A 26,523-nucleotide genomic window follows, 5' to 3' on the forward strand; every position below is an offset into this window, starting at 1 on the left:
CTCAGAAGTCCGTGTTGTTGCCGAGAGCGGTCTCGATGAGCGCGTCGACATCCATGCCGTCGATGTCGTCGATCGATTCCGGGTCGGTTTCGGGGTCCTGCTCAGTCCGGGGGGCCGTTGCATCGGCGAGCTGGAGCAGCACGTCCAGCACACCGGCCTCACGCAGCGAGGACAGGGGAAGCGAAGCCAGGGTCCGGTGGATCCGGGCTTCGTCCTCCGGCTCGGCAACGGAGTCCGCGTCGTCCTCCCCGCCGAGCTCGGTGCTCAGATACGCGGCCAGGGCGGCCGGTGTCGGGTAGTCGAAGACCAGGGTGGACGGCTGGGCGAGGCCGGTGGCCTCCGTCAGCCGGTTGCGGATCTCCACGGCGGTGAGCGAGTCCAGGCCGAGATCGCTGAATGCGACCGTGGCCGGGAGCGCTACCGCGCTGTCGTGGCCGAGCACCGACGCCACCTCGCCGCGTACGAGCTCGAGGAGCATCCGCTCGCGGGCGGCGCCGGTCGCCGAGGCCAGGCGCTCGCCCTGCTCCGTCAGCCCCCTGCCGCCGTCCGCGCCGGGCGACCGCGTTCCGGCGTGAGCGGTTCCCGCGTGCGTGCCGGGCGGTGCCGTCAGGGCGCGCACCTCGGGCAGTTCACCGAGGAACGGGCTGGGGCGGGCCGAGGTGAACAGCGGGAAGAACCGCTCCCAGTCGACGTCGGCCACCGTCACGCAGGGGTCCTGCGCCGCGACCGCCAGCTCGAACGCCCTGATCCCCAGCCTGGGTTCGAGCGCGCCGAGCCCGCGCCGCCGCAGATACGCGACGGTCTCCTCCGACGTGGCCATGCCCGCGCCGGCCCAGGGCCCCCAGGCCACCGACGTGGCGGGCAGGCCCTCGGCGCGGCGCTGCGCGGCGAGCGCGTCGAGGTAGGCGTTGGAGGCGGCGTAGGCGGCCTGGCCGCCGCTGCCCCACACGCCGGCGATCGACGAGAACAGCACGAACGCGTCCAGGTCCGCACCGGCCAACAGCTCGTGCAGGTTCCGGGCGCCCGCCACCTTGGCGCGCAGCGTCCCGGCCAGCTCGTCGGCGGTCAGCTCGGCCAGCGACGTCGAACCGGTCGAACCAGCCGTGTGAACCACGGCGGTGACCGGATGCCGCGCGAGTACGCCGGCGAGCGCGTCCCGGTCGGAGACGTCGCAGGCGACCACGGTCACTTCGGCCCCCAACCCCCTCAGTTCTGCGACGAGGTCGGGTGCACCCGGAGCATCCGGGCCCCGCCGGCTGGTGAGTACGAGGTGTACGGCGCCCCGCGCCGCGAGCCGTCGGGCCACCTGTCCGCCGAGCCCACCAGTGCCGCCGGTGATCAGGACGGTGCCGCCCGGACGCCACGGGGCATCCTGGGCCGTGGCCTCGGCCGGGGCGGCATGCTCGAGCCTTCGCGCGAAGGCTCCGGCGTCCCGCACCGCGACTTGGTCCTCGCCCGTGCCTGCGGTGAGGACCGCGACCAACCGGGCGGCGGTGCGTTCGTCCAGTGCGGCGGGCACGTCCACGAGGCCGCCCCAGCGGTCGGGGTGCTCCAGTGCCACGACCCTGCCGAGTCCCCAGAGCTGGGCACTGTCGGGAGAGGTCGGGGCCTCGGCCGGGCCGACGGCGACCGCGCCGCTGGTCAGGCACCACAGGGGGGCGCCGAGCGCGGCGTCGCCGAGAGCCTGGACCAGGAGCAGCGACCTGTCGAGGGGGGTGGCCGTGGTGAGGACGGACGTCGTGGCGGCGGGCGTGGCGGTGGAGGGCGTCGCGACGGCGGGCGTCGCGGCGGAGGCGAGCAGGGACAGTACGCCGGTGACGTCTCCCCCGGCCCGGTCCGCCGCTTCCTTCAGCAGACCCGCGAGGGTGGTGCGGTCCATGTCGGCGCCGACCGTCACCTCGAAGACCCGGCCGCCGTGTTCACGCAGGGCGGCGACGGCCCCGGACCCGATGTCCGGCCCGCGTTCCGCCGAGGTGACGGCGATCCAGGCGCCGGGTGCCGACACCTCCGGTGCCGGGGTCACCGGCGTCCAGGTGACGCGGTAGCGCCACGCGTCGACAGCCGCCAGATCCTGTCGTTCCCTGCGCCACGCCGACAGGGCGGGCAACACGCTGCTCAGCCCCGCACCGTCGCCGGGGCCTTCCGCGAGGCCGATCTTCAGCGTGCTCGCGACGGACGCCAGGTCCTCGCTCTCGACGGCGGCCCAGAACGCGGCTTCGGCGCTGTCCACGACCGCCGGCCCCGCCCCCGTACGGCCATCCGTTTCGGCCGCCTCGGCAGCCGTGGCGAGCCAGAAGCGCCGTCGCTGGAAGGGGTACGTCGGCAGGGCCACCTTGCGTCCGCCGTACGGGGCGAGGACGGCGGCCCAGTCGACCCCGGCACCGTGGACGTGCACGGTCGCGAGAGCGGTGAACAGCGTCCGGACCTCCTCGTGGTCGCCGCGCAGCACGGGAATCGCGGTGACGTCGATGCTCTGCTGGGCCATGGCGGAAAGGACGCCGTCCGGGCCGAGCTCCAAGAGGCGGGTGACACCCTGGGCGTGCAGGTACCGGACGCCATCGGCGAAACGTACCGCCTCGCGGACATGCCTCACCCAGTAACCCGGGGTCCGGATCTCGTCCGCGTCGGCGAGATTGCCCGCGACGTTGGAGACGATCGGAATGCGCGGGGCATGAAAGGTCAACCCACGTGCCACTTCAGCGAATTCATCGAGCATCGCATCCATACGCGGCGAGTGGAAAGCGTGTGAAACCGTCAGCCGCTTGACCCGCCGGCCTTCGGCGCGCCACGCGGTCTCCAGCTCCGCGACCGCATCCGCGTCACCGGACACCACGAGCGAGGTCGGCCCGTTGACCGCCGCGATGCTCACCCGGCCCTCGTACGAGGACAGCACCTCCGCGACCTCGGACTCCTCGCCCTCGACGGCGAGCATGGCCCCGCCGACGGGCAGCGCCTGCATCAGCCGGCCCCGCGCCGCGACCAGCGTGCACGCGTCGTCCAGCGACAGCACTCCGGCGACGTGCGCGGCCGCCAGCTCACCGATCGAATGCCCGAGGAGGAAGTCGGGCGTAAGCCCCCACGACTCCAGCAACCGGAAGAGAGCAACCTCCAGCGCGAACAATCCCGCCTGCGTGTAAACCGTCTGATCGATCAACTCCCCGTCGCCGAAGAGCACATCCCCCAGCGACTGCTCCAGCTGCCCGTCCAGCCGCTCGAGGACCGCGTCCAGCGCCTGAGCGAAGACCGGGAACGCGTCGTACAACTCGCTTCCCATTCCGGCTCGCTGAGCCCCCTGCCCCGTGAACAGGAACGCGATACCACCGGGCTCGGCCGTACTGAGGACGACAGCATCCTCCCGTCGGCCCTGCGCCAGCGCGGCCAGCGCGTAGGCGAAGCCGTCCGCGTCCGGGGCCAGGACGACTGCCCGGTACGACAGCGCGGTCCGCGTGGTGGCCAGGGACAGCGCCACGCTCTCGACGGACAGGGCAGGGTCACGGGCGAGCAGCGCATGGAGACGACCCGCCTGGGCACGCAGGGCGTCTTCGGACTTCGCGGAGAGCAGCCACGGCAGGTACGCCGGAGCGGTGCGGGCGGGCTGCTCCTCGGCCGGTGCGTACTGGTGCTCAGGCGCGCCTTCCAGGATGACGTGGGCGTTGGTGCCGCTGACGCCGAACGAGGAGACGCCGGCCCGACGCGGGCGCGCAGTCCGCGGCCACGGGCGGTTCTCGGTGAGGAGTTCCACGGCGCCCGACGACCAGTCGATGTGCGGGGACGGTTCGTCCACGTGCAGGGTCTGCGGCAGGACGCCGTGGCGCATCGCCATGACCATCTTGATCACGCTGGCCATGCCCGCGGCGGACTGCGCGTGCCCGATGTTGGACTTGATCGAGCCGAGCCACAGGGGGTTGCCCTCGGTCCGGTCCTGGCCGTACACGGCGAGGAGCGCCTGCGCCTCGATCGGGTCACCCAGCGCGGTGCCGGTGCCGTGCGCCTCGACGGCGTCGACGTCGTGCGCCCCGAGTCCGGCATTGGCGAGAGCAGTGCGGATGACGCGCTGCTGGGACGGGCCGTTGGGCGCCGTCAACCCGTTGGACGCGCCGTCCTGGTTGACGGCCGAACCCCGCACGACCGCGAGAACCTCGTGTCCGTTGCGTACCGCGTCCGAAAGGCGCTCGACCACGAGGACGCCCGCGCCTTCGGCCCAGCCGGTGCCGTCAGCGTCGGCCGAGAAGGACTTGCAGCGGCCGTTCGCCGCGACACCGTTCTGCCGGCTGAACTCGGTGAAGATACCGGGCGTCGCCATGACCGTGGCACCGCCGGCCAGGGCCATGTCGCACTCGCCGTTGCGCAGCGCCTGCACGGCGAGGTGCAGGGCGACGAGGGAGGACGAGCATGCGGTGTCGACCGTCATCGCCGGGCCCTCCAGCCCGAAGGTGTACGCGATCCGGCCCGACGCCACGCTCGACGCGGTGCCGGTGAGCAGGTGCCCCTCGACCTCGCCCCGGGCGTCGGCGGAGGCCGAGCCCACGCCGTAGTTCGAGGCAGCGGCGCCGATGAAGACACCCACCTGCTCGCCGCGCAGCGACAGCGGGGCAATGCCCGCCTCCTCGAACGCCTCCCAGGCGCTCTCCATGAGCAGGCGCTGCTGCGGATCCATGGCCAGAGCCTCGCGCGGCGAGATCCCGAACAGTCCCGCGTCGAACTCGTCCACGCCGTGGACGAAGCCGCCCTGCCGCGTGGCCGAGGTACCGGCCTGGCCGGTCTCCGTGTCGAAGAGTGCGGTGAGGTCCCAGCCGCGGTCGGTGGGGAATTCCCCTACTGCGTCCGTGCCGGATTCCACGAGGCGCCACAGGTCGTCCGGTGAAGCGACGCCGCCCGGGAAGCGGCAGCTCATGCCGACTATGACGATCGGGTCGTCCTCGACCGGCTTCTGCGTGCGCACGACCGTCGGAACCGACGCCGTTTCCGTGGCCACGAGGTCGTCGCGCAGCCGCTCCGCCAGTGCGGCGGGGGTGGGGTGGTCGAAGACGAGGGTGGCGGGCAGCCGCAGGCCGGTCGCGGCGTTGACGCGGTTACGCAACTCCACCGAGGTCAGCGAATCGAAGCCCAGCTCCTTGAACGCACGGCCCGCCTCGATAGCCTCACCCGAGGCGTGGCCGAGCACGCCCGCGACCTCGCCGAGTACCAGGGCCGTCAGCTGACGCTCCTGCTCGGAAACAGGCAGGCCGGCAAGTCGCCCGGCGAGCGACGAACGGTCCAGGGCGGCAGTCGTCGCACGCCGCTTCGGCGCCCGGACCAGGCCGCGCAGCAGTGCCGGTACGTCGCCCCTGCGCTTCAGCCCGGACAGGTTCAGCCGTACCGGCAGTACGTGGGCGGGAACCGAGGCCAGCGCGGCATCGAACAGCGCGAGACCGTCCGCGGTGGACAGCCCTCCGCCCAGCTTCTCGATCCGGGCGAGATCGGCCTCGTTGAGGTGACCGCTGATCCCGCTGACCTGCTCCCACAGGCCCCAACCCAGCGACTGACCCGCCAGGCCATGAGCCCGACGGTGATGAGCGAGGGCGTCGAGAACGGCGTTGGCGGCAGCGTAGTTGGCCTGACCCGGCGAACCATAGGTCGCCGCGATCGACGAGTACAGCGTGAACATCGCCAGGTCGAGGTGAGCGGTCAGCTCATGCAGATGCAACGCCGCATCAGCCTTCGGCGCGAAGACGGCAGCCAGTCGGTCAGGCGTCATCGACGCAAAGACACCGTCATCCACCACACCGGCGGTGTGCACGATGCCCGTCAGGGCATGCTCAGCCGGAATCCCATCCAGCACAGCCGCCAGGGCCTCGCGGTCAGAGACGTCACACGCCACCGCAACAACCTCAGCACCCAGGCCCCGCAGCTCCGTGAGGAGGTCGGAAGCACCCGGAGCATCCCCGCCCCGACGACTGGTCAGCACCAGATGACGCACCCCGTACTCAGTCACCAGATGCCGGGCCAACAAACCACCCAACGCACCCGTACCACCCGTGATCAAAACAGTGCCGTCACGGTCGAGAGGACGAGGGAAGGTAAGGACGTTCTTGCCGACATGCCCACCCCGGCTCATCAACCGGAACGCAGACACCACCTCCCGCACATCCCACGCCCGAACCGGCAACAGCGACAACACACCCCGCTCAAACAAATCCACAACGATGGCGAGCATCTCGCCCAACCGATCCAAACCCGCATCGAAGAGATCAAACGCCCTATACGCAACCCCGTCCGCGAAGGAACCAGCGTCGCGAAGATCGGCCTTGCCCATCTCGACAAACCGACCACCCTCCCCCAACAACCGGGCACTCGCATCGATGTACTCCCCCGCCAAAGCATTGAGGACCACATCAACACCACGCCCGCCCAGCCGCTCACGGAAAGCGTCCTCGAACGACAGATCACGAGAGGAAGCGATCCGCTCACGCGAAACCCCGAGACCCTCCACGACCGGCCACTTCGACACACTCGCCGTCGCAAACACCTCAGCACCCAAATGCCGCGCCAACTGCACAGCAGCCATACCCACACCACCAGCAGCCGCATGCACAAGCACCGACTCACCCGAGCCCAGACCACCCAGATCCACCAACCCGTAATACGCCGTCAAAAACGCCATCGGCACCGACGCCGCCTGCACGAACGACCACCCCACCGGCACCCGCGCCACCAAACGCCGATCAACCACCACCACCGGACCGAAACCACCGTTGAACAGCCCGAAGACCCGGTCCCCAACCACCAACCCCTCAACACCGGGACCGACCTCCAGGACCACACCCGCACCCTCAGAACCCATCAACGCATCAGCCTCCGGATACGAACCAAGAGCGACCAACACGTCACGGAAGTTCACCCCCGTCGCACGCACACCAACCCGCACCTCACCCGGCGCCAACGCAGAAAGCGTCACCGGAACCGGCGCAACATCCTCCAACGCACCCCGGCCAGAACCCTCCAAACGCCACTGCCCCTCCCCCTCCGGAAGAGCCACCACCCGAAGCGACGACGCCCTCACCAAACGCGGCGCCCACAACACACCACCACGCAAAGCAAGCTGCGGCTCACCCGTCACCAACAACCCGGCAACCTGCTCCGCCGAAAGCTCCACCTCATCCACATCCACCAACACCAAACGCCCCGGATGCTCCGACTGCGCCGAACGCACCAAACCCCACACACCAGCACCAGCCAGATCCACCACCCCACGGCCATCACCCACATCCACCGCACCACGCGACAACAACACCAACCGCGAACCCCCAAAACCCTCCTGACCCAACCACCACTGAACAACCCCAAGAACACGACCCACACACTCACCAACCCCACCCGACGACGACAACGACGACACCGACGGCAACCACACCGCCACATCCCCACCCGACACACCCACCAACTCACCCAACTCACACAACCCAACAGACCCACCAACACCGGCACCCTCAGGCACCACAACCCGACCCCACTCCACCCCATACAACCCGTCCGCACCTGTGTGGGCGGCGCTCTGCCGTCCGGACACCGCGCGCAGCACCAGCGATTCGACCGTGACGACCAGGGCGCCCGAAGCGTCGTAGGCGCGCAGGGAGACCGCGTCGGGGCCGGCCGGGGCCAGCCTGACGCGCAGTTCGGTGGCGGCTGCCGCGTGCAGTGTGACGCCGGTCCACGAGAACGGCAGGCGCACGGACTCGGCGTCGTCCAGCAGTCCGCCGACGACGAGGGCGTGCAGGGCAGCGTCGAGCAGCGCCGGGTGCATCCCATAGGAACCGACCTGCGCCTGCTCGCCCTCCGGAAGGACGACCTCGGCCAGCACCGACTCACCGGACCGCCAGGCAGCACGCACACCCCGGAACGCGGGACCGTAGTCCAGCCCGGCCGCCGCCAGCCCCTCGTACATGCCCTCCAGGGTGCACGTTTCGGCCTGCGCCGGCGGCCACGTCAGTGCCTCGGCCTCGTCGGGCAAAGCGGTCTCGTGCGTGAGCACACCGGCGGCGTGCCGGGTCCAGCCGGCGTCGGCGGCACCGTCGGGTCGGGAGTGGATCTCCACCGTACGGTCGTCCGCGCCGGCCTCGCCGGACACGCTCACCTGGACCTGGACGGCTCCGCGCCCGGGTCCGGGAAGTACGAGCGGTGCCTCCAGGGTGAGTTCGGCCAGTCGGCCGCAGCCGGCCTGTTCGCCCGCGCGCAGGGCGAGCTCGACGAACGCGGTGCCTGGGAAGACGGCCTGGCCGTGCACGGTGTGGTCGGCCAGCCACGACTGGTCCGTGACGGAGAGCCGTCCCGTCAACACCACTCCCGCACCCGACGCGAGCGACACCTCTGCTCCCAGCAGCGGGTGCCCGGTGGCGGCGAGCCCGGCCCCTGCGACATCGCCCGGTCCGCTCGGGCCGCTCGCCCAATAGCGCTCGCGCTGGAAGCTGTAGGTCGGCAGCTCCACCGTACGAGCGCCCCACGTGGCGTACACATCGATCCAGTTGAGGGCGGTTCCGTGCGCGTAAGCAGTGGCAAGCGCCGTGAACAGCGCCTCGGTCTCGTCGCGGTCGCCCCGCAGGACGGGGACAGCGAGGAGATCGGCGGACTGCTGAGCCATTGCCGTCAGCACCCCGTCAGGGCCCAGTTCCAGGAGTGTCGTAACGCCCCGGTCGTGCAGGCACTGAACACCATCGGCGAAGCGGACGGCTTCGCGGACGTGACGGACCCAGTAGCCGGGGGTCTGGATCTCCTCCGGATCGGCGGGCCGCCCCGTCACATTGGAAATGACCGGAATCCGAGGCGCCTGGAACGTCAGCTCTGCTGCTACGGCAGCGAACTCGTCGAGCATCGCGTCCATGCGCGGCGAGTGGAAGGCGTGCGAGACCATCAGCCGCTTGACCCGCCGGCCTGCCTCGCGCCACCCAGCCTCAAGCTCCGCGACCGCATCCGCGTCGCCGGACACCACCACCGAGGTCGGCCCGTTGACCGCAGCAACGCTCACCCGGCCCTCGTACGAGACCAGCGCCCCCGCGACCTCGGACTCCACACCCTCGACAGCCAGCATCGCCCCACCGGACGGCAACGCCTGCATCAACCGACCCCGCGCCGCCACCAACGCACACGCATCATCCAGCGACAACACACCCGCCACATGCGCAGCAGCCAACTCACCAATCGAATGCCCCAGCAGGAAGTCAGGAGTGACACCCCACGACTCCAGCAACCGGAAGAGAGCAACCTCCAGCGCGAACAATCCCGCCTGCGTGTAAACCGTCTGATCGATCAACTCCCCGTCACCGAAGAGCACATCACGCAACGGACGCTCCAGAGCGCCATCCATCCGCGCACACACCGCATCCAACGCATCCGCAAACACCGGGAACGCCGCATACAGCCCCCGACCCATCCCGGCCCGCTGCGCCCCCTGCCCCGTGAACAGGAACGCCGTCTTCCCCGGGCTCGCCACGCCGCTTACTGCACCGGCGCCCGACTCCCCCAGGTTCCGCAGGGCGTCGAGGAAGCCCTCGTGCGTTCCCGCGAGTACAACGGCGCGGTGTTCCAGCGCCGCGCGGGTCGTGGCGAGTGACAGGCCGATGTCCTGGGGGCGCAGCGCCGGGTCGGCGGCGACGAACGTCGCCAGTCGTTCGGCGCTAGCCCGCAGTGCGGCCTCGGAGTGGCCGGTGAGGACCCACGGCAGCACGCTCGGCGGCGAGTTGAAGGTGTCCTGTGCCTCGACGGTCTCTGGCGTGGCCGAGGCCTGTTCCAGGATGGCGTGGGCGTTGGTGCCGCTCATGCCGAACGAGGAGATGCCGGCCCGCAGCGGCCGGTCCCCGACCGCCGGCCACACCCGCTCCTCCCTCAGCAGCTCAACCGCACCCGCCGTCCAGTCCACATGCGGCGACGGCGCGTCCACGTGCAGCGTTCGGGGCAGCGCTCCATGCCGCATCGCCATGACCATCTTGATCACGCTCGCTACGCCCGAAGCGGCCTGCGTGTGACCGATGTTCGACTTGATCGAGCCGAGCCACAGGGGCCGGTCGGCCGGGCGGTCCTGACCGTACGTGGCGAGGAGCGCCTGCGCCTCGATCGGGTCACCCAGCTTCGTACCCGTGCCGTGTGCCTCGACCACGTCCACGTCGACCGCGGACAACCCCGCATTCGCCAACGCCTGCCGAATCACCCGCTGCTGCGACGGACCGTTCGGCGCCGTCAGACCGTTCGACGCACCGTCCTGGTTGACGGCCGAACCCCGCACCACCGCGAGCACCTGGTGACCGTTGCGACGGGCATCCGACAGCCGCTCCACGAGCAGCATGCCCACGCCCTCGGACCACCCGGTCCCGTCGGCCGCCGCTGCGAACGCCTTGCAGCGGCCGTCGGCCGCGAGCCCGCGCTGGCGGCTGAACTCGATGAACGCACCCGGAGTCGCCATCACCGTCACGCCTCCGGCGAGTGCGAGTGCGCACTCGCCGTTGCGCAGTGCCTGCACCGCGAGGTGCAGGGCGACCAGGGAGGAGGAGCAGGCGGTGTCGACGGTGACCGCCGGGCCCTCCAGACCGAAGGAGTAGGCGAGGCGGCCGGACATGACGCTCGCCGCACTACCGGTGGCGAGATGGCCCTCGCTGGCGTCCGAGGCAAAGGCGGTGAGGCGGTTGTAGTCCTGGCCGTTGGTGCCCGCGAAGACACCGGTGCGGCTGCCGCGCAGCGAGCGCGGGTCGATACCGGCCCGTTCGAAGACCTCCCAGCCCGTCTCCAGGAGCAGCCGCTGCTGCGGGTCCATCGCGACGGCCTCGCGCGGCGAGATGCCGAACAGGGCCGCGTCGAAGTCGGCGGCGTCCGTCAGGAATCCGCCCTCGCGGACGTAGGAGGTGCCGACCTTGTCCGGGTCGTCGTCGGTGTCGAAGAGCGTGGCCAGGTCCCAGCCGCGGTCGGTCGGGAAGCCGCCAAGGGCGTCCGCACCGGAGCCGAGCAGCCGCCACAGGTCCTCCGGCGAGCCGACCCCGCCGGGGAAGCGGCAGCTCATGCCGATGATGGCGATGGGCTCGTCGGTGCCGAGGGCCGGCGGGCCCGCCGGAGCTTCCTTCGTGGCGCGCGTCGAGCCGGATTCCTCGGCCAGCTGCCCGGCCAGGTGCGCGGAGAGCGCGGCGGCGGTCGGGTAGTCGAAGACGAGGCTCGCGGCCAGTCGCAGGCCGGTCGCGGCGGTCAGCCGGTCGCGGAGTTCGACGGCGGTCAGCGAGTCGAAGCCGAGGCCCTTGAAGGGGCGTTCGGCGTCCACTGCACCGGGGTCGGTGTGCCGCAGCACCGCCATGGTCTCGGCCCGCACAAGCGCGGACGTCTCGTGCAGCCGCTCGGCCGGGGAGAGCCCGGCGAGGCGGCGTACGAACTCGGAGTCCGACTCCTGCCCCGGGCCGTCCTGGGCGGCGGTGTGCGCGGCCGCTTCGGGGAGGGCCGAGAGGAAGGAGCTGGGCCGGGCGGAGGTGTAGGCGGGGGCGAAGCGTGTCCAGTCGACCTCGGCCACGGTGAGGGTGGTCTCGTCGTCGGCCAGGGCCCGGGCGAGCGCGGACACGGCCAGTTCGGGGCGCATGGGGAGCAGGCCGCGACGGGTGAGGTAGTCCTCGGCCTCGGCGGTGTCGGCCAGCATGCCGGCCTCCGCCCAGGGACCCCAGGCCACGGAGGTGGCGGTGAGACCACGGGCGCGGCGGGCCTGTGCCAGCGCGTCGAGGGCGGCGTTGGCGGCGGCGTAGGCAGCCTGCCCGGCGCTGCCCCAGATGCCGGAGATGGAGGCGAACAGCACGAACGCGTCCAACTCGGTGTCGGTCAGCAGCTCATCCAGGTGTACGGCTCCGGTCGCCTTCGCCCGTACCACTTCGGCGAACTGCTCGGGCGTGGTCTGCGCGAGCGGCCGGGTGTCGACGACACCGGCGGCGTGCACCACGGCGGTGACCGAGTGCTGCCGGAGCAAGGCGGCGAGCGCTTCGCGGTCGGCCACGTCACAAGCGACCGCGAGGGCCTCGGTACCGGCCTCGGCCAGCTCCGCCACCAGCTCGGCGGCGCCCGGTGCGGCGGGGCCGCGGCGGCTGGTGAGCAGCAGTCGGCGCACGCCCTGTCCGGCGAGCCAGCGGGCCACGTGGCCGCCCAGCGCACCGGTGCCACCGGTGATGAGTACGGTGCCGTCGGCCCGCCAGACCGGCTGCGCGGCCTTCGTACGGACGGGGGCGCCGGGCACGGCGCGGCGCAGCCTGCGGCCGAAACTGCCGGAGCCGCGGATCGCGACCTGGTCCTCGCCGGTGTCGGCGCCCAGCGCGGCCACGAACCTGGGCGCGGTGCGGTCGTCCAGCAGTGCGGGCAGGTCGATCAGTCCGCCCCAGCGCTGCGGGTACTCCAGCGCGGCGACCCGGCCGAGACCCCATACCTGGGCACCTGCGGGGTGCGTCAGCCGGTCGGAGCGACCGACGGACACCGCGCCCCGGGTGAGGCCCCGGACGGGGACGTCGATCCCGGCGTCCTTCAGGGCCAGGAGGAGCACAAGCAGGTCGGCGGCGCCCAGGAGCGAAAGCACTCCGGTCGGGTCTGCTCCGGACCGCTCGCCCACGATGCCGGCCAGTGCTTCCCGTCCGGTGCCTTCCGGCACGGTCAGGATCTCGGTCCCGGCCCCGCCCTCGCGCAACGCGTCGACGACGTCGGCCGCATCGGCCCCTTCCGGGACCACGATCAGCCAGTGGCCGTCCACAGTTGCCCGGCCGTGGGCGGGCAGCGCCTGCCAGCCCACCCGGTAACTCCAGCCGTCCACGACCGCCTCGTCGCGGCGGCCGCGCCGCCACGCGGACAGCGCGGGCAGCAGGGCGCCGAGTCCGTTGCCGGCCTCGTTCGCGTCGAGCCGCAGCTCCGCTGCGAGTGCCGTCAGGTCCTCGTTCTCGACCGCGGCCCAGAACCCTTCCTCGGATTCGTAGGCGCTGCTTTCCGACCCTGCCGCCACGGAAGGTGCGGACGGCTCGAGCCAGTACCGCCGACGCTGGAACGGGTACGTCGGCAGGTCGATCCTGCATCCCTGCCAGTCCGCGAACACCGCCTTCCACGCCACCGGCACGCCGCGCACGTGTGCCCCGCCGACCGCCTCGACGAGCGCACGCACCTCGTCGCGGTCGCCGCGCAGCACGGGAAGCGCTGCGGTGTCGACGCTCTGCCGGGCCATGGCGGAAAGGACGCCGTCCGGGCCGAGCTCGACGAGCGTGGTCACGCCCTGATCGGTCAGATACCGGACACCGTCGGCAAAGCGGACCGCCTCGCGGACGTGACGCACCCAGTAACCCGGGGTGCGGATCTCGTCGGGGTCGGCGAGCGTACCGCTTACGTTGGAGACAATCGGTATCCGCGGCGCCTGGAAGGTCAACTCACCGGTCACAGCCGCGAATTCGTCGAGCATGGTGTCCATACGCGGCGAGTGGAAAGCGTGTGAAACCGTCAGCTGCTTGGCCCGCCGGCCCTGCTCACGCCACCCAGCCTCAAGCTCCGCGACAGCATCCGCGTCACCGGACACCACCACCGAGGTCGGCCCGTTGACCGCCGCGATGCTCACCCGGCCCTCGTACGAGACCAGCGCCTCCGCGACCTCGGACTCCACACCCTCGACAGCCAGCATCGCTCCGCCGACAGGCAGCGCCTGCATCAGCCGACCCCGCGCCGCCACCAACGCACACGCGTCATCCAGCGACAACACACCCGCCACATGCGCGGCAGCCAGCTCACCGATCGAATGCCCGAGGAGGAAGTCGGGCGTAAGCCCCCACGACTCCAGCAGCCGGAAGAGAGCAACCTCCAGCGCGAACAATCCCGCCTGCGTGTAAACCGTCTGATCGATCAACTCCCCGTCACCGAAGAGCACATCACGCAACGGATGCTGCAAGGAACCGTCCATCCGCGCACACACCGCATCCAAAGCATCCGCAAACACCGGGAACGCCGCATACAACCCCCGACCCATCCCAGCCCACTGCGCCCCCTGCCCCGTGAACAGGAACGCCGTCTTCCCCGGGCTCGCCACCCCGCTGACGACACCGCCACCGGTACGCCCGGCCGCGAGGTCCGCGAGCCCCCGACGGAAGTCGTCGGCGTCCGAACCCAGCACCACCGCACGGTGTTCGAGCGTGGCACGCGTGGTGGCCAGGGAGCCCGCGACATCGGCAAGCCGCAACTCCGGAGCCTCACTCAACAGGGCACCCAGGCGCTCCGCCTGCTGTCGCAGCGCGGCCTGCGACCGGCCCGAGAGCAGCCACGGCAGTACGGGGGCGGCCTGAACGACACCCGTCCTCGGCTCGACCGGCTCGTCCGCCGGCGCCTCCTCCAGGATCGTGTGCACGTTGGTGCCGCTGATACCGAACGACGACACACCTGCCCGGCGCGGCCGTCCATCGGCCGCCTCCCAGGCTCGGTTCTCCGTGATCAGTTCGACCGCGCCCGCCGACCAGTCCACGTGCGACGACGGCGCGTCCACATGCAGCGTCCGGGGCAGCACGTCGTTCCGCATCGCCATGACCGTCTTGATCACGCCGGCCAGCCCGGAAGCGGCCTGCGTGTGACCAATGTTGGACTTCAGCGAGCCCAACCACAGCGGCCGGTCCGCGTCCCGCCCCCGGCCGTACGTGGCGAGCAGGGCCTGCGCCTCGATCGGGTCACCGAGCCGGGTGCCCGTGCCGTGGCCCTCGACGGCGTCCACGTCGGCGGACGTCAGTCCGGCGCCGGTCAGGGCAGCACGGATGACGCGCTGCTGGGAGGGGCCGTTGGGGGCGGTCAGGCCGTTCGAGGCCCCGTCGGAGTTCATGGCCGAACCCCGTACGACCGCGAGCACGTCGTGCCCCTTGCGGCGGGCCTCGGAGAGCGGTTCCACGAGCACCACGGCGACGCCCTCGGACCATCCCGTACCGTCGGCGGCCTCGGCGAACGGCTTGCAGCGGCCGTCCGCCGCCAGCCCGTCCTGCTTGCTGAACTCGGCGTACGCTACCGGCGTCGTCAGCACGGCCACACCGCCCGCGAGCGCGGACGCGCACTCGCCGTTGCGCAGTGCCTGGACGGCGAGGTGCAGGGCGGCCAGCGACGACGAGCACGCCGTGTCCACGGTCACCGCGGGGCCTTCGAGCCCGAAGGCGTAGGCGACGCGGCCCGAAATGACGCTGTTGGCGCTGCCGGTCAGGAGGTGGCCGTCCACCTCGTCGGAGTGCTGGGACCCGGTTCCGTAACCGGAGTTGGAGGCGCCGATGAACACGCCCATCTGCTCGCCGCGCACCGACCGAGGGTCGATGCCGCCGCGCTCGAACGTCTCCCACGCGGTCTCCAGGAGCACCCGCTGCTGCGGGTCCATGGCGAGGGCCTCGCGCGGGGAGATGCCGAAGAGTTCCGCGTCGAAGTCGGTGGCGTCGTGCAGGAAGCCGCCGGTCCGTGCGTACGAGAGATCCTCGCCGGAGAGATCCCAGCCGCGGTCCTCGGGGAAGTCGGAGATTCCGTCGGTGCCGGACACGACGAGCTCCCACAGCTCCTCCGGGGAGGCGACGCCGCCGGGGAGCCGGCAGCTCATGGCGACGATCGCGATCGGTTCGTCCACGGCTGCCGGGGCGAAGGGCGCCCCTGTGGCGGAGGCGTGCTCCGCCACAGCGGCCGGCGCCTCCAGCGCGGCGAGCAGTTCGGCCAGGTAGCCGGTCAGTGCCTCGATGCTCGGACGGTCGAAGACCAGCGTGGCGGGCAGGGGGAGGCCGGTGTCCGCGACCAGGCGGTTGCGCAGTTCGACTCCGGTGAGGGAATCGAAGCCCAGGTCCGCGAAGGACGCGGCAGTCTCGATCGCGCCCGGGTCCGGGTAACCGAGCACGCCGGCCACCTGGTCGCGTACGAGGTCGCGCAGGTGCCGGGACCGCTCGGCCGGCGAGATCAGGGAGAGCCGTCGACGCAGCCGGTCGGCGGGCGAGTCGCCCGTACCGTCGCCCTGTGCCTGGTCCTCACCCACGGCGACAGCCGCCGGGATCTCGGCGAACAGCCTGCTGGGGCGAGCAGCGGTGAACACTTCGGCGAACCGCGCCCAGTCCACATCGGCCACCGTCACACAGGGGGACGACGCGTCGCGCCCGGAGGCCCCGTGCCCGGAGATCTCGCGTCCGACTGCCTGGCCCAGTGCCACGACGGCGAGCTCCGACGGCAGGGCCCGCAGCCCCCGGCGGCGCAGGTAGTCGGCGGCCTCGCCGCGGGCGGCCATGCCCGCGGCAGCCCACGGCCCCCAGGCGATGGCGGTCGCGGCCAGGCCGCGTGCCCTGCGGCTCTCCGCGAGGACGTCGAGGGCGGCGTTGGCGGCGGCGTAGGCGGCCTGGCCTCCGCTGCCCCACACTCCGGCGATGGAGGAGAACAGCACAAATGCCTCGAGGGGCAGGTCGGCCGTCAGCTCGTCGAGGACGAGGGCGGCACGCACCTTGCCGTGGAAGACCGTCTCCATGCCTTCCGGCCGCAGCGCGTCGATCTCGTTGTCGTCCACGACGCCCGCGGCGTGGACGACGCCGGTCAGCGGGTACGTGTCCGGGATCGCCGCCAGGACGGCAGCCATGGCCTCGCGGTCGGCCGCGTCGCACGCGACGGCCACGGCCTCCGCGCCCAGCTCGGCCAGTTCCGCGATCAGTTCGGAGGCGCCCGGGGTGTCCGGGCCGCGCCGGCCGGTCAGTACGAGGTGCTGGGCACCCCGCCGGGCCAGCCAGCGGGCGACCTGCCCGCCGAGCGCACCCGTGCCGCCGGTGATCAAAACCGTGCCGTGCGGCTGCCACTCCTCGCGCCCTACTCCGGCCCGGGTCCGCGGCACCGGCCGCAGCCGGCGCCCGAAGACACCCGAGCCGCGCAGCGCGAGCTGGTCCTCGCCCGAGCCGCCCGCGAACACCGCCACCAGCCGGGCGGCGGCCCGGTCGTCCAGCACCTCGGGCAGGTCGACGAGGCCGCCCCAGCGGCGCGGGTGCTCCAGCGCCGCCACCCTGCCCAGGCCCCACACCTGCGCCTGCTCCGGCCCGGGGGCCGGATCCGCGTGCCCGACGGACACCGCGCCGCGGGTCAGGCACCAGAGCGGGGCGTCGATGCCCGCGTCACCGAGGGCCTGGAGGAGTACGAGGGCCCGGCCGACGGGGCCCGTGCCGTCGACCGCAGGCACGGGACCGGCGGTCGGAAGAGCAACGACACCCGTGAACGGGAGGTCCCGCTCGGCCGCCTCGGCCAGCCGCTGCGCGAGAACGGCGCGTTCGCCGTCCCCTGCGACGGTGACGGCCTCGGCACCCGCATCCTGCAGGACACGCACCACCGTTTCGTCGTCGGACGTCTCCGGGCCCGTCACGATCAGCCAACGTCCACCGCCCACTGTGCCGGACACGTCGGTCAGGGGCCGCCACACGATCTCGTACGACCAGCTGTCGACGGTCGCCCGGTCCTGCTGCCCGCGCCGCCAGGCGGACAGGGCCGGCAGCACGGCGTTGAGACCACTGCCCGCGTCCACACCCAAGGTGGCGGCCACCGAACCCAGGTCCTCGGACTCCACCGCCGCCCAGAAGGTGGCCTCGGCGACATCGGTGGAGGTCGGCTGTGCTTCATGGGCGCCACCCTCCAGCCAGTAGCGTCGACGCTGGAAGGCGTACGTGGGCAGGGCGACCTTGCGTGCGCCGTACGGGGCGAAGAGCGCGGCCCAGTCGACGGGGGTGCCGTGGGTGTGGGCGGTGGCGAGGGCGGTGAAGAGCGTTTCGGTCTCGTCGCGGTCACCGCGCAGGGCGGGAACGGCGACGGCCGCATCGGTGACGGCCTGCTGAGCCATGGCGGAAAGGACGCCGTCCGGGCCGAGCTCGACGAGCGTGGTCACGCCTTGATCGGTCAGATACCGGACACCGTCGGCAAAGCGGACCGCCTCGCGGACGTGACGCACCCAGTAACCCGGGGTGCGGATCTCGTCGGGGTCGGCGAGCATACCGCTCACGTTGGAGACAATCGGTATCCGCGGCGCCTGGAAGGTCAACTCACCGGTCACAGCCGCGAATTCGTCGAGCATGGTGTCCATGCGCGGCGAGTGGAAAGCGTGTGAAACCGTCAGCCGCTTGACCCGCCGGCCTGCCTCGCGCCACATCGCCTCAAGCTCCGCGACGGCATCCGCGTCGCCGGAGATCACGAGCGAGGTGGGCCCGTTGACCGCCGCGATGCTGACACGGCCCTCGTACGAGACCAGCGCCTCCGCGACCTCGGACTCCACACCCTCGACAGCCAGCATCGCTCCGCCGACAGGCAGCGCCTGCATCAACCGACCCCGCGCGGCAACCAGCGTGCACGCATCGTCCAGCGACAGCACACCCGCCACATGCGCAGCAGCCAACTCACCGATCGAATGCCCCAGCAGGAAGTCCGGAGTGACACCCCACGACTCCAGCAGCCGGAACAGGGCCACTTCAAGCGCGAAGAGCGCCGCCTGCGTGTAAACCGTCTGATCGATCAACTCCCCGTCACCGAAGAGAACCTCCCGCAACGGCCGGTCCAGCCAGGAGTCCAACCGCTCCGCCACCGCGTCCAGCGCCTCCGCGAAGGCCGGGAACGTCTCGTACAGCCCCCGCCCCATCCCGGCCCGCTGCGCCCCCTGCCCCGTGAAGAGGAATGCCGTCTTGCCGTGGGCCGTCTTGCCGTGGGTCGTCAGGCCCGTCACAGCGCCCTGACCGCCCTCGGCCAGCGCGGCCAGTGCCGCCAGCAGCTCCGTGCGGTCGGCCGCGACGATCGCGGCACGGTGTTCCAGCGCCGTCCGGGTGGTGGCCAACGACTTGGCGCCGTCGAGGAGGTTCAGGTCCTCGTGGTCCGCCACGAACGACCGCAGGCGGCCGGCCTGGGCATGCAACGCTGCCTCGGACTTCGCGGAGAGCAACCACGGCAGGCGTGCCGGAGCGGGCTGCACGGGCGGCGCTGCCGGTGCGGATTCCTTCTGCTCGGGCTGCTCGATGATGACGTGGGCGTTGGTGCCGCTGACGCCGAACGACGACACAGCTGCCCGGCGCGACCGGCCCTCCGCCTCCCACGGACGGTTCTCGATGAGCAGCTCCACGGCACCCGACGACCAGTCGATGTGCGGGGAGGGCTGGTCGGCGTGCAGGGTCTGCGGCAGGACCCCGTGGCGCATGGCCATGACCATCTTGATGATGCCCGCGACACCGGCGGCGGACTGCGCGTGCCCGATGTTGGACTTGATCGAGCCGAGCCACAGCGGCCGGTCCGCGTCGCGGTCCTGACCGTACGTGGCGAGGAGCGCCTGCGCCTCGATCGGGTCACCCAGCGCCGTACCGGTGCCGTGCGCCTCGACCGCGTCCACCTCGGCGGGGGTCAGCCGGGCGTTGGCGAGGGCCTGGCGGATGACGCGCTGCTGGGACGGGCCGTTGGGAGCCGTCAGCCCGTTGGACGCGCCGTCCTGGTTGATCGCCGTACCCCGCACCACCGCGAGGACCTCGTGCCCGCGTCGCCGGGCGTCCGACAGCCGCTCCACCAGCAGCATGCCCGCACCTTCGGCCCAGCCGGTGCCGTCGGCGTCGGCCGAGAAGGACTTGCAGCGGCCGTTCGCCGCGACACCGTTCTGCCGGCTGAACTCGGTGAAGATTCCGGGCGTCGCCATGACCGTGGCACCGCCGGCCAGGGCCATGTCGCACTCGCCGGAGCGCAGCGCCTGCACGGCGAGGTGCAAGGCGACGAGAGAGGACGAGCACGCGGTGTCGACCGTCATCGCCGGGCCCTCCAGCCCGAAGGTGTACGCGATCCGGCCCGACGCCACGCTGGTCAGCGTGCCGGTGAGCAGGTGTCCCTCGACCTCGCCCTGAGCGTCGGCGGAGGCCGAGCCCACGCTGTAGTTCGAGGCAGCGGCGCCGATGAAGACACCCACCTGTTCGCCGCACAGGGACAGCGGGGCAACGCCCGCTTGCTCGAACGCCTCCCAGGAGGATTCCAGCAGCAGCCGCTGCTGGGGGTCCATCGCGAGTGCCTCGCGCGGCGAGATCCCGAACAGTGCGGCGTCGAACTCGCCCACGTCGTAGATGAAGCCGCCCTGCCGCGTGCTGGAGGTACCAGCTTCACCGGACTCCACGTCGAGCAGAGCGGAAAGGTCCCAGCCACGGTCCGTCGGGAAGTCCCCGATCGCATCCGCACCGGATAGCACGAGCCGCCACAGGTCCTCGGGGGAAGTGACGCCTCCCGGGAACCGACAGCTCATGCCGACGATCACCACCGGATCGTCGTCCAGTGGCACGGCGACCGCCGAGCGCACCGCTGCGGCCACGTCCGCTCCCACCAGTTCACCGCGCAGATGCTCAGCAAGCGCGGTGGGGGTGGGGTGGTCGAAGACGAGGGTGGCGGGCAGCCGCAGGCCGGTCGCGGCGTTGACGCGGTTACGCAACTCCACCGAGGTCAGCGAATCGAAGCCCAGCTCCTTGAACGCACGGCCCGCCTCGATAGCCTCACCCGAGGCGTGGCCGAGCACGCCCGCGACCTCGCCCAGCACCAGAGCGGTCAGCTGCCGCTCCTGCTCCACAACCGACAGCCCCGCCAGCCGCCCGGCGAGCGACGAACCGTCCACCCCGGCCGCCGCCAGCGCACGCCGCAGCGGTGTCCGGACCAGGCCCTGGAACAGCGCCGGCACCTCGGCCCGGTCCTTCATTCCGGACAGGTTCAGCCGTACCGGCAGTACGTGGGCGGGAACCGAGGCCAGCGCGGCATCGAACAGCGCGAGACCGTCCGCGGTGGACAGCCCTCCGCCCAGCTTCTCGATCCGGGCGAGATCGGCCTCGTTGAGGTGACCGCTGATCCCGCTGACCTGCTCCCACAGGCCCCAACCCAGCGACTGACCCGCCAGGCCATGAGCCCGACGGTGATGAGCGAGGGCGTCGAGAACGGCGTTGGCGGCAGCGTAGTTGGCCTGACCCGGCGAACCATAGGTCGCCGCGATCGACGAGTACAGCGTGAACATCGCCAGGTCGAGGTGAGCGGTCAGCTCATGCAGATGCAACGCCGCGTCAGCCTTCGGCGCGAAGACGGCAGCCAGTCGGTCAGGCGTCATCGACGCAAAGACACCGTCATCCACCACACCGGCGGTGTGCACGATGCCCGTCAGGGCATGCTCAGCCGGAATCCCATCCAGCACAGCCGCCAGGGCCTCGCGGTCAGAGACGTCACACGCCACCGCAACAACCTCAGCACCCAGGCCCCGCAGCTCCGTGAGGAGGTCGGAAGCACCCGGAGCATCCCCGCCCCGACGACTGGTCAGCACCAGATGACGCACCCCGTACTCAGTCACCAGATGCCGGGCCAACAAACCACCCAACGCACCCGTACCACCCGTGATCAAAACAGTGCCGTCACGGTCGAGAGGACGAGGGAAGGTAAGGACGTTCTTGCCGACATGCCCACCCCGGCTCATCAACCGGAACGCAGACACCACCTCCCGCACATCCCACGCCCGAACCGGCAACAGCGACAACACACCCCGCTCAAACAAATCCACAACGATGGCGAGCATCTCGCCCAACCGATCCAAACCCGCATCGAAGAGATCAAACGCCCTATACGCAACCCCGTCCGCGAAGGAACCAGCGTCGCGAAGATCGGCCTTGCCCATCTCGACAAACCGACCACCCTCCCCCAACAACCGGGCACTCGCATCGATGTACTCCCCCGCCAAAGCATTGAGGACCACATCAACACCACGCCCGCCCAGCCGCTCACGGAAAGCGTCCTCGAACGACAGATCACGAGAGGAAGCGATCCGCTCACGCGAAACCCCGAGACCCTCCACGACCGGCCACTTCGACACACTCGCCGTCGCAAACACCTCAGCACCCAAATGCCGCGCCAACTGCACAGCAGCCATACCCACACCACCAGCAGCCGCATGCACAAGCACCGACTCACCCGAGCCCAGACCACCCAGATCCACCAACCCGTAATACGCCGTCAAAAACGCCATCGGCACCGACGCCGCCTGCACGAACGACCACCCCACCGGCACCCGCGCCACCAAACGCCGATCAACCACCACCACCGGACCGAAACCACCGTTGAACAGCCCGAAGACCCGGTCCCCAACCACCAACCCCTCAACACCGGGACCGACCTCCAGGACCACACCCGCACCCTCAGAACCCATCAGAGCAGTGGCATCCGGATACGAACCAAGAGCGACCAACACGTCACGGAAGTTCACCCCCGTCGCACGCACACCAACCCGCACCTGCCCAGGAGCGAGTTCGCCCACCACCGGCAAGCCCACCGCAACCGGCGCGAGGTCTTCCAGCGCGCCCCGCTCAGAACCCTCCAAACGCCACTGCCGCTCCCCCACCGGAAGAGCCAACACCGGAAGCGACGACGCCCTCACCAAACGCGGCGCCCACAACACACCACCACGCAAGGCAAGCTGGGGCTCATCCACACCCAACACAGCAGCAAGCTGCTCCGCCGAAGGCTCCACATCATCCACATCCACCAGCACCAGACGCCCCGGATGCTCCGACTGCGCCGAACGCACCAGACCCCACACACCAGCAGCAGCCAGATCCGCCACCGCACGGCCATCACCCACATCCACCGCACCACGCGACAACAACACCAACCGCGAACCCCCAAAACCCTCCTGACCCAACCACCACTGAACAACCCCAAGAACACGACCCACACACTCACCAAGCCCACCGGACGACGACAACGACGGCAACCACACCGCCACATCCCCACCCGACACACCCACCAACTCACCCAGCGCACACAACCCAACAGACCCACCAACATCGGCACCCTCAGGCACCACAACCCGAGCCCACTCCACCCCATACAACCCGTCGACATCCGCCTCCACGGCGAACTGCTGCGCCGACACCGACCGCAGCACCAGCGAGTCCACTCGCGCGACCGGCGTGCCCGTACCGTCGGCCAGCAGCAACGAGAAGCCGTCCTGGCCCGTATCCGAGGAACGCGACAGCCGTACCCGCAGCGCGGTCGCCCCCACCGCGTACAGGGAGACTCCCTGCCACGCGAACGGCACTCCCGCCGGGCCCAGCAGCCCCGTCGGGTGCAGGGCAGTGTCCAACAGAGCGGGGTGCAGTCCGTACAGGGCGGCGTCGCGCCGTGCGTTCTCGGGGAGTTCGACCTCTGCGTACAGCACGTCACCTGCCCGCCAAGCGGCACGGAGCCCCTGGAACACCGGGCCGTACGCGAAGCCCGCCTCCGCGGCTCGGGCGTAGAAGTCGGTGAGGTCGACGGGCTCGCCGCCGGCGGGCGGCCAGGCGGTCAGGTCATCCGCCGCCCCGGCCGGGGCGGCGGTGTCGGAGGTCAGGAGACCGGTGGCGTGTCGTACCCAGGTCTCGTCGTCGCCCTCGGTGCGGGATTCGGGGCGGGAGTAGATCTCGACCGTGCGGGTGCCGTCTTGCTGCGGTACGCCGACGCCGACCTGGAGGTGCACAGCGTCATTGCCGGGCAGGACCAGGGGGGCTTCGAGGGTCAGTTCGTCGAGCCGAAGGCAACCGGCCTGCTCGCCCGCGTGCAGGGCGAGTTCGACGAACGCGGTGCCCGGGAAGACGACCTGGCCGTGCACGGTGTGGTCGGCCAGCCAGGGGTGCGTGCTCGTGGCGAGGCGGCCGGTGAGCAGTACGCCGTCGCCGGACGCCAGGGTGACCGCCGCTCCGAGCAGTGGATGGTCGGCGGCGCCGAGACCCGCGGCGGTGACGTCGCCGGTCGTGGGAAGGGCGTCGGGCCAGTACGTCCGAAGGTCGAAGGCGTAGGTGGGGAGGTCCACCCGCTTGCCGCCGTACGGCTGCAGCAGCGCGGCCCAGTCGATCCGCGCACCGTGCGCGTGCAGCTGGGCGAGGGCGGTGAACAGTGCTTCGGTCTCGTCGCGGTCGCCTCGCATGGCGGGAACGGCGACGGCCGCGTCGGTGGCGGTCTGTTGAGCCATGGCGGTGAGTACGCCGTCGGGGCCCAGCTCCAGGAAGCGGCTGACGCCCTTGCCACGCAGGGTGGCCACGCCGTCAGCGAAACGCACCGCCTCGCGGACATGCCTCACCCAGTAACCCGGGGTCCGGATCTCGTCCGCGTCGGCGAGCTTCCCGGTCACGTTGGAAACGATCGGCAGCTGCGGGGCATGGAAGGTCAGCTCTGCTGCCACAGCAGCGAATTCATCCAACATCGCGTCCATGCACGGTGAGTGAAAGGCGTGCGAGACCGTCAGCCGCTTGACCCGACGACCCGCCTCACGCCACACAACCTCAAGCTCCGCAACAGCATCCGCGTCACCGGACACCACGAGCGAGCTGGGCCCGTTGACCGCAGCAATGCTGACGCGACCCTCGTACGAAGCCAGGGCCTCCGCGACCTCGGACTCCACGCCCTCGACGGCCAGCATCGCCCCACCGGCAGGCAGCGCCTGCATCAGACGACCCCGCGCCGCCACCAACGCACACGCATCATCCAGCGACAGCACACCCGCCACATGCGCGGCAGCCAACTCACCGATCGAATGCCCCAGCAGGTAGTCAGGGGTGACGCCCCACGACTCCAACAGCCGGAAGAGAGCAACCTCCAGCGCGAACAGCCCCGCCTGCGTGTAAACCGTCTGATCGATCAACTCCCCGTCACCGAAGAGCACATCACGCAACGGACGATCCAACAGGGAGTCCAACCGCTCCGCCACCGCATCCAACACCCCCGCGAACACCGGGAACGCCGCATACAGCCCCCGCCCCATCCCGGCCCGCTGCGCCCCCTGCCCCGTGAACAAGAACGCCGTCTTCCCCGGCACCGACACACCGGACACCACACCCGCCCCGGAACCACCACCGGCGAGCTCCGCCAGCCGGACCAAAGCCGTCTCACGGTCCGGGGACAACACCACCGCCCGGTGCTCCAGCACCGCCCGCGTCGTCACCAACGACAACGCGGTGTCGACCAGCTCTCGGTCCCGCTGCCCCTGGTCGGCCGTCTTCAGCAGGTCGTGCAGCCGCTCGGCCTGGCCGCGCAGGCTGGCCGCCGACCGAGCGGACAGCAGCAGCGGCACGTACGGCAGCAGAGGGGCGGCAGCAGGCTGCTCGGCATCCGGAGACTGCGCCGGCTCCGGGGCCTGCTCCAGAATGACGTGCGCGTTGGTACCGCTGACACCGAACGACGACACACCTGCCCGGCGCGGGCGGCCGTCGGCCTCCCACGCGCGGCTCTCGGTGAGCACCTCGACCGCGCCCGCCGTCCAGTCGACGTGCGGGGACCGCTCGTCGGCGTGCAGGGTGCGGGGCAGGACACCATGGCGCATCGCCATGACCATCTTGATGATCCCGGCGACACCGGCAGCGGCCTGGGTGTGACCGATGTTGGATTTCACCGACCCCAGCCACAGCGGCCGGTCCGCGTCACGCCCCTGCCCGTACGTGGCGAGGAGCGCCTGCGCCTCGATCGGGTCACCCAGCTTCGTACCCGTACCGTGCGCCTCGACCACGTCCACATCGGCCGTGGTCAGCCCTGCCTGGGCGAGGGCCTGACGGATCACCCGCTGCTGCGACGGACCGTTCGGTGCCGTCAGGCCGTTGGACGCGCCGTCCTGGTTGACGGCGGAGCCTCGTACGACCGCGAGGACCTCGTGCCCGTTGCGTACCGCGTCCGAAAGGCGCTCCACGAGGAGCACGCCGACGCCCTCGCCCCAGCCGGTGCCGTCCGCGCCCGCGCCGAACGCCTTGCAGCGCCCGTCCGGGGCGAGGCCGCGCTGGCGGCTGAACTCGACGAACGCCGTGGGTGTCGACATCACGGTGGCGCCGCTGGCGAGCGCGAGGGAGCACTCGCCCCGGCGCAGCGCCTGGATCGCCATGTACAGGGCGACCAGCGACGACGAGCACGCGGTGTCCACGGTCACCGCGGGGCCTTCGAGGCCGAAGACGTAACTGATGCGTCCGGACATCACGCTGGCCGCGCTGCCGGTTCCCAGGTAGCCGTCGGAGACGTCCGGGTTGGCGAGCATCAGCGTGCCGTAGTCCTGGCCGTTGGTGCCGGCGAAGACTCCCGTACGGCTGCCGCGCAGCGACGTCGGATCGATCCCGGCGCGCTCGAACGCCTCCCAGCAGGTCTGCAGCAGCAGCCGCTGTTGCGGGTCCATGGCGAGGGCCTCGCGCGGCGAGATGTCGAAGAGGCCCGCGTCGAACTCGGCCGCGTCCTCAAGGAACGCGCCCTCGCGCCCGTACGACGTACCGCGCTTGTCCGGGTCGTCGTCGAAGAGCGTGCCCAGGTCCCAGCCCCGGTCGGCGGGGAAGTCCGCGACGGTGTCCACTCCCGAGGAGACGAGGTGCCACAGCGCGTCCGCGCTGCGCACCCCGCCGGGGAAGCGGCAGCCGATCCCGATGATCGCGATCGGCTCCGCCTCCCGCTCCTCCGCCTCGCGCAGGCGCTGCCTGGCTTGGCGAAGTTCGCCGGTCACCCAGCGAAGGTTCTCAACGAGCTTGTCTTCATTCTTTCGGCTGTCGCTCACCGGGAACCTTC

Annotated in this window: 1 protein-coding gene; it reads right to left on the bottom strand. The window is 71.0% G+C overall.

Going from position 1 to position 26,523, the window contains the following annotated elements; translation table 11 throughout:
- Position 1: 1 nt before the first annotated feature.
- Entirely contained in the window at positions 2 to 26,512 is a 26,511-nt protein-coding gene (locus D9V36_RS41445) for a type I polyketide synthase (protein ID WP_431357652.1), read from the bottom strand.
- Between the last annotated feature and the right edge of the window lie 11 nt (positions 26,513 to 26,523).

This window comes from Streptomyces lydicus (assembly GCF_004125265.1).
Lineage (GTDB): Bacteria > Actinomycetota > Actinomycetes > Streptomycetales > Streptomycetaceae > Streptomyces > Streptomyces lydicus_C.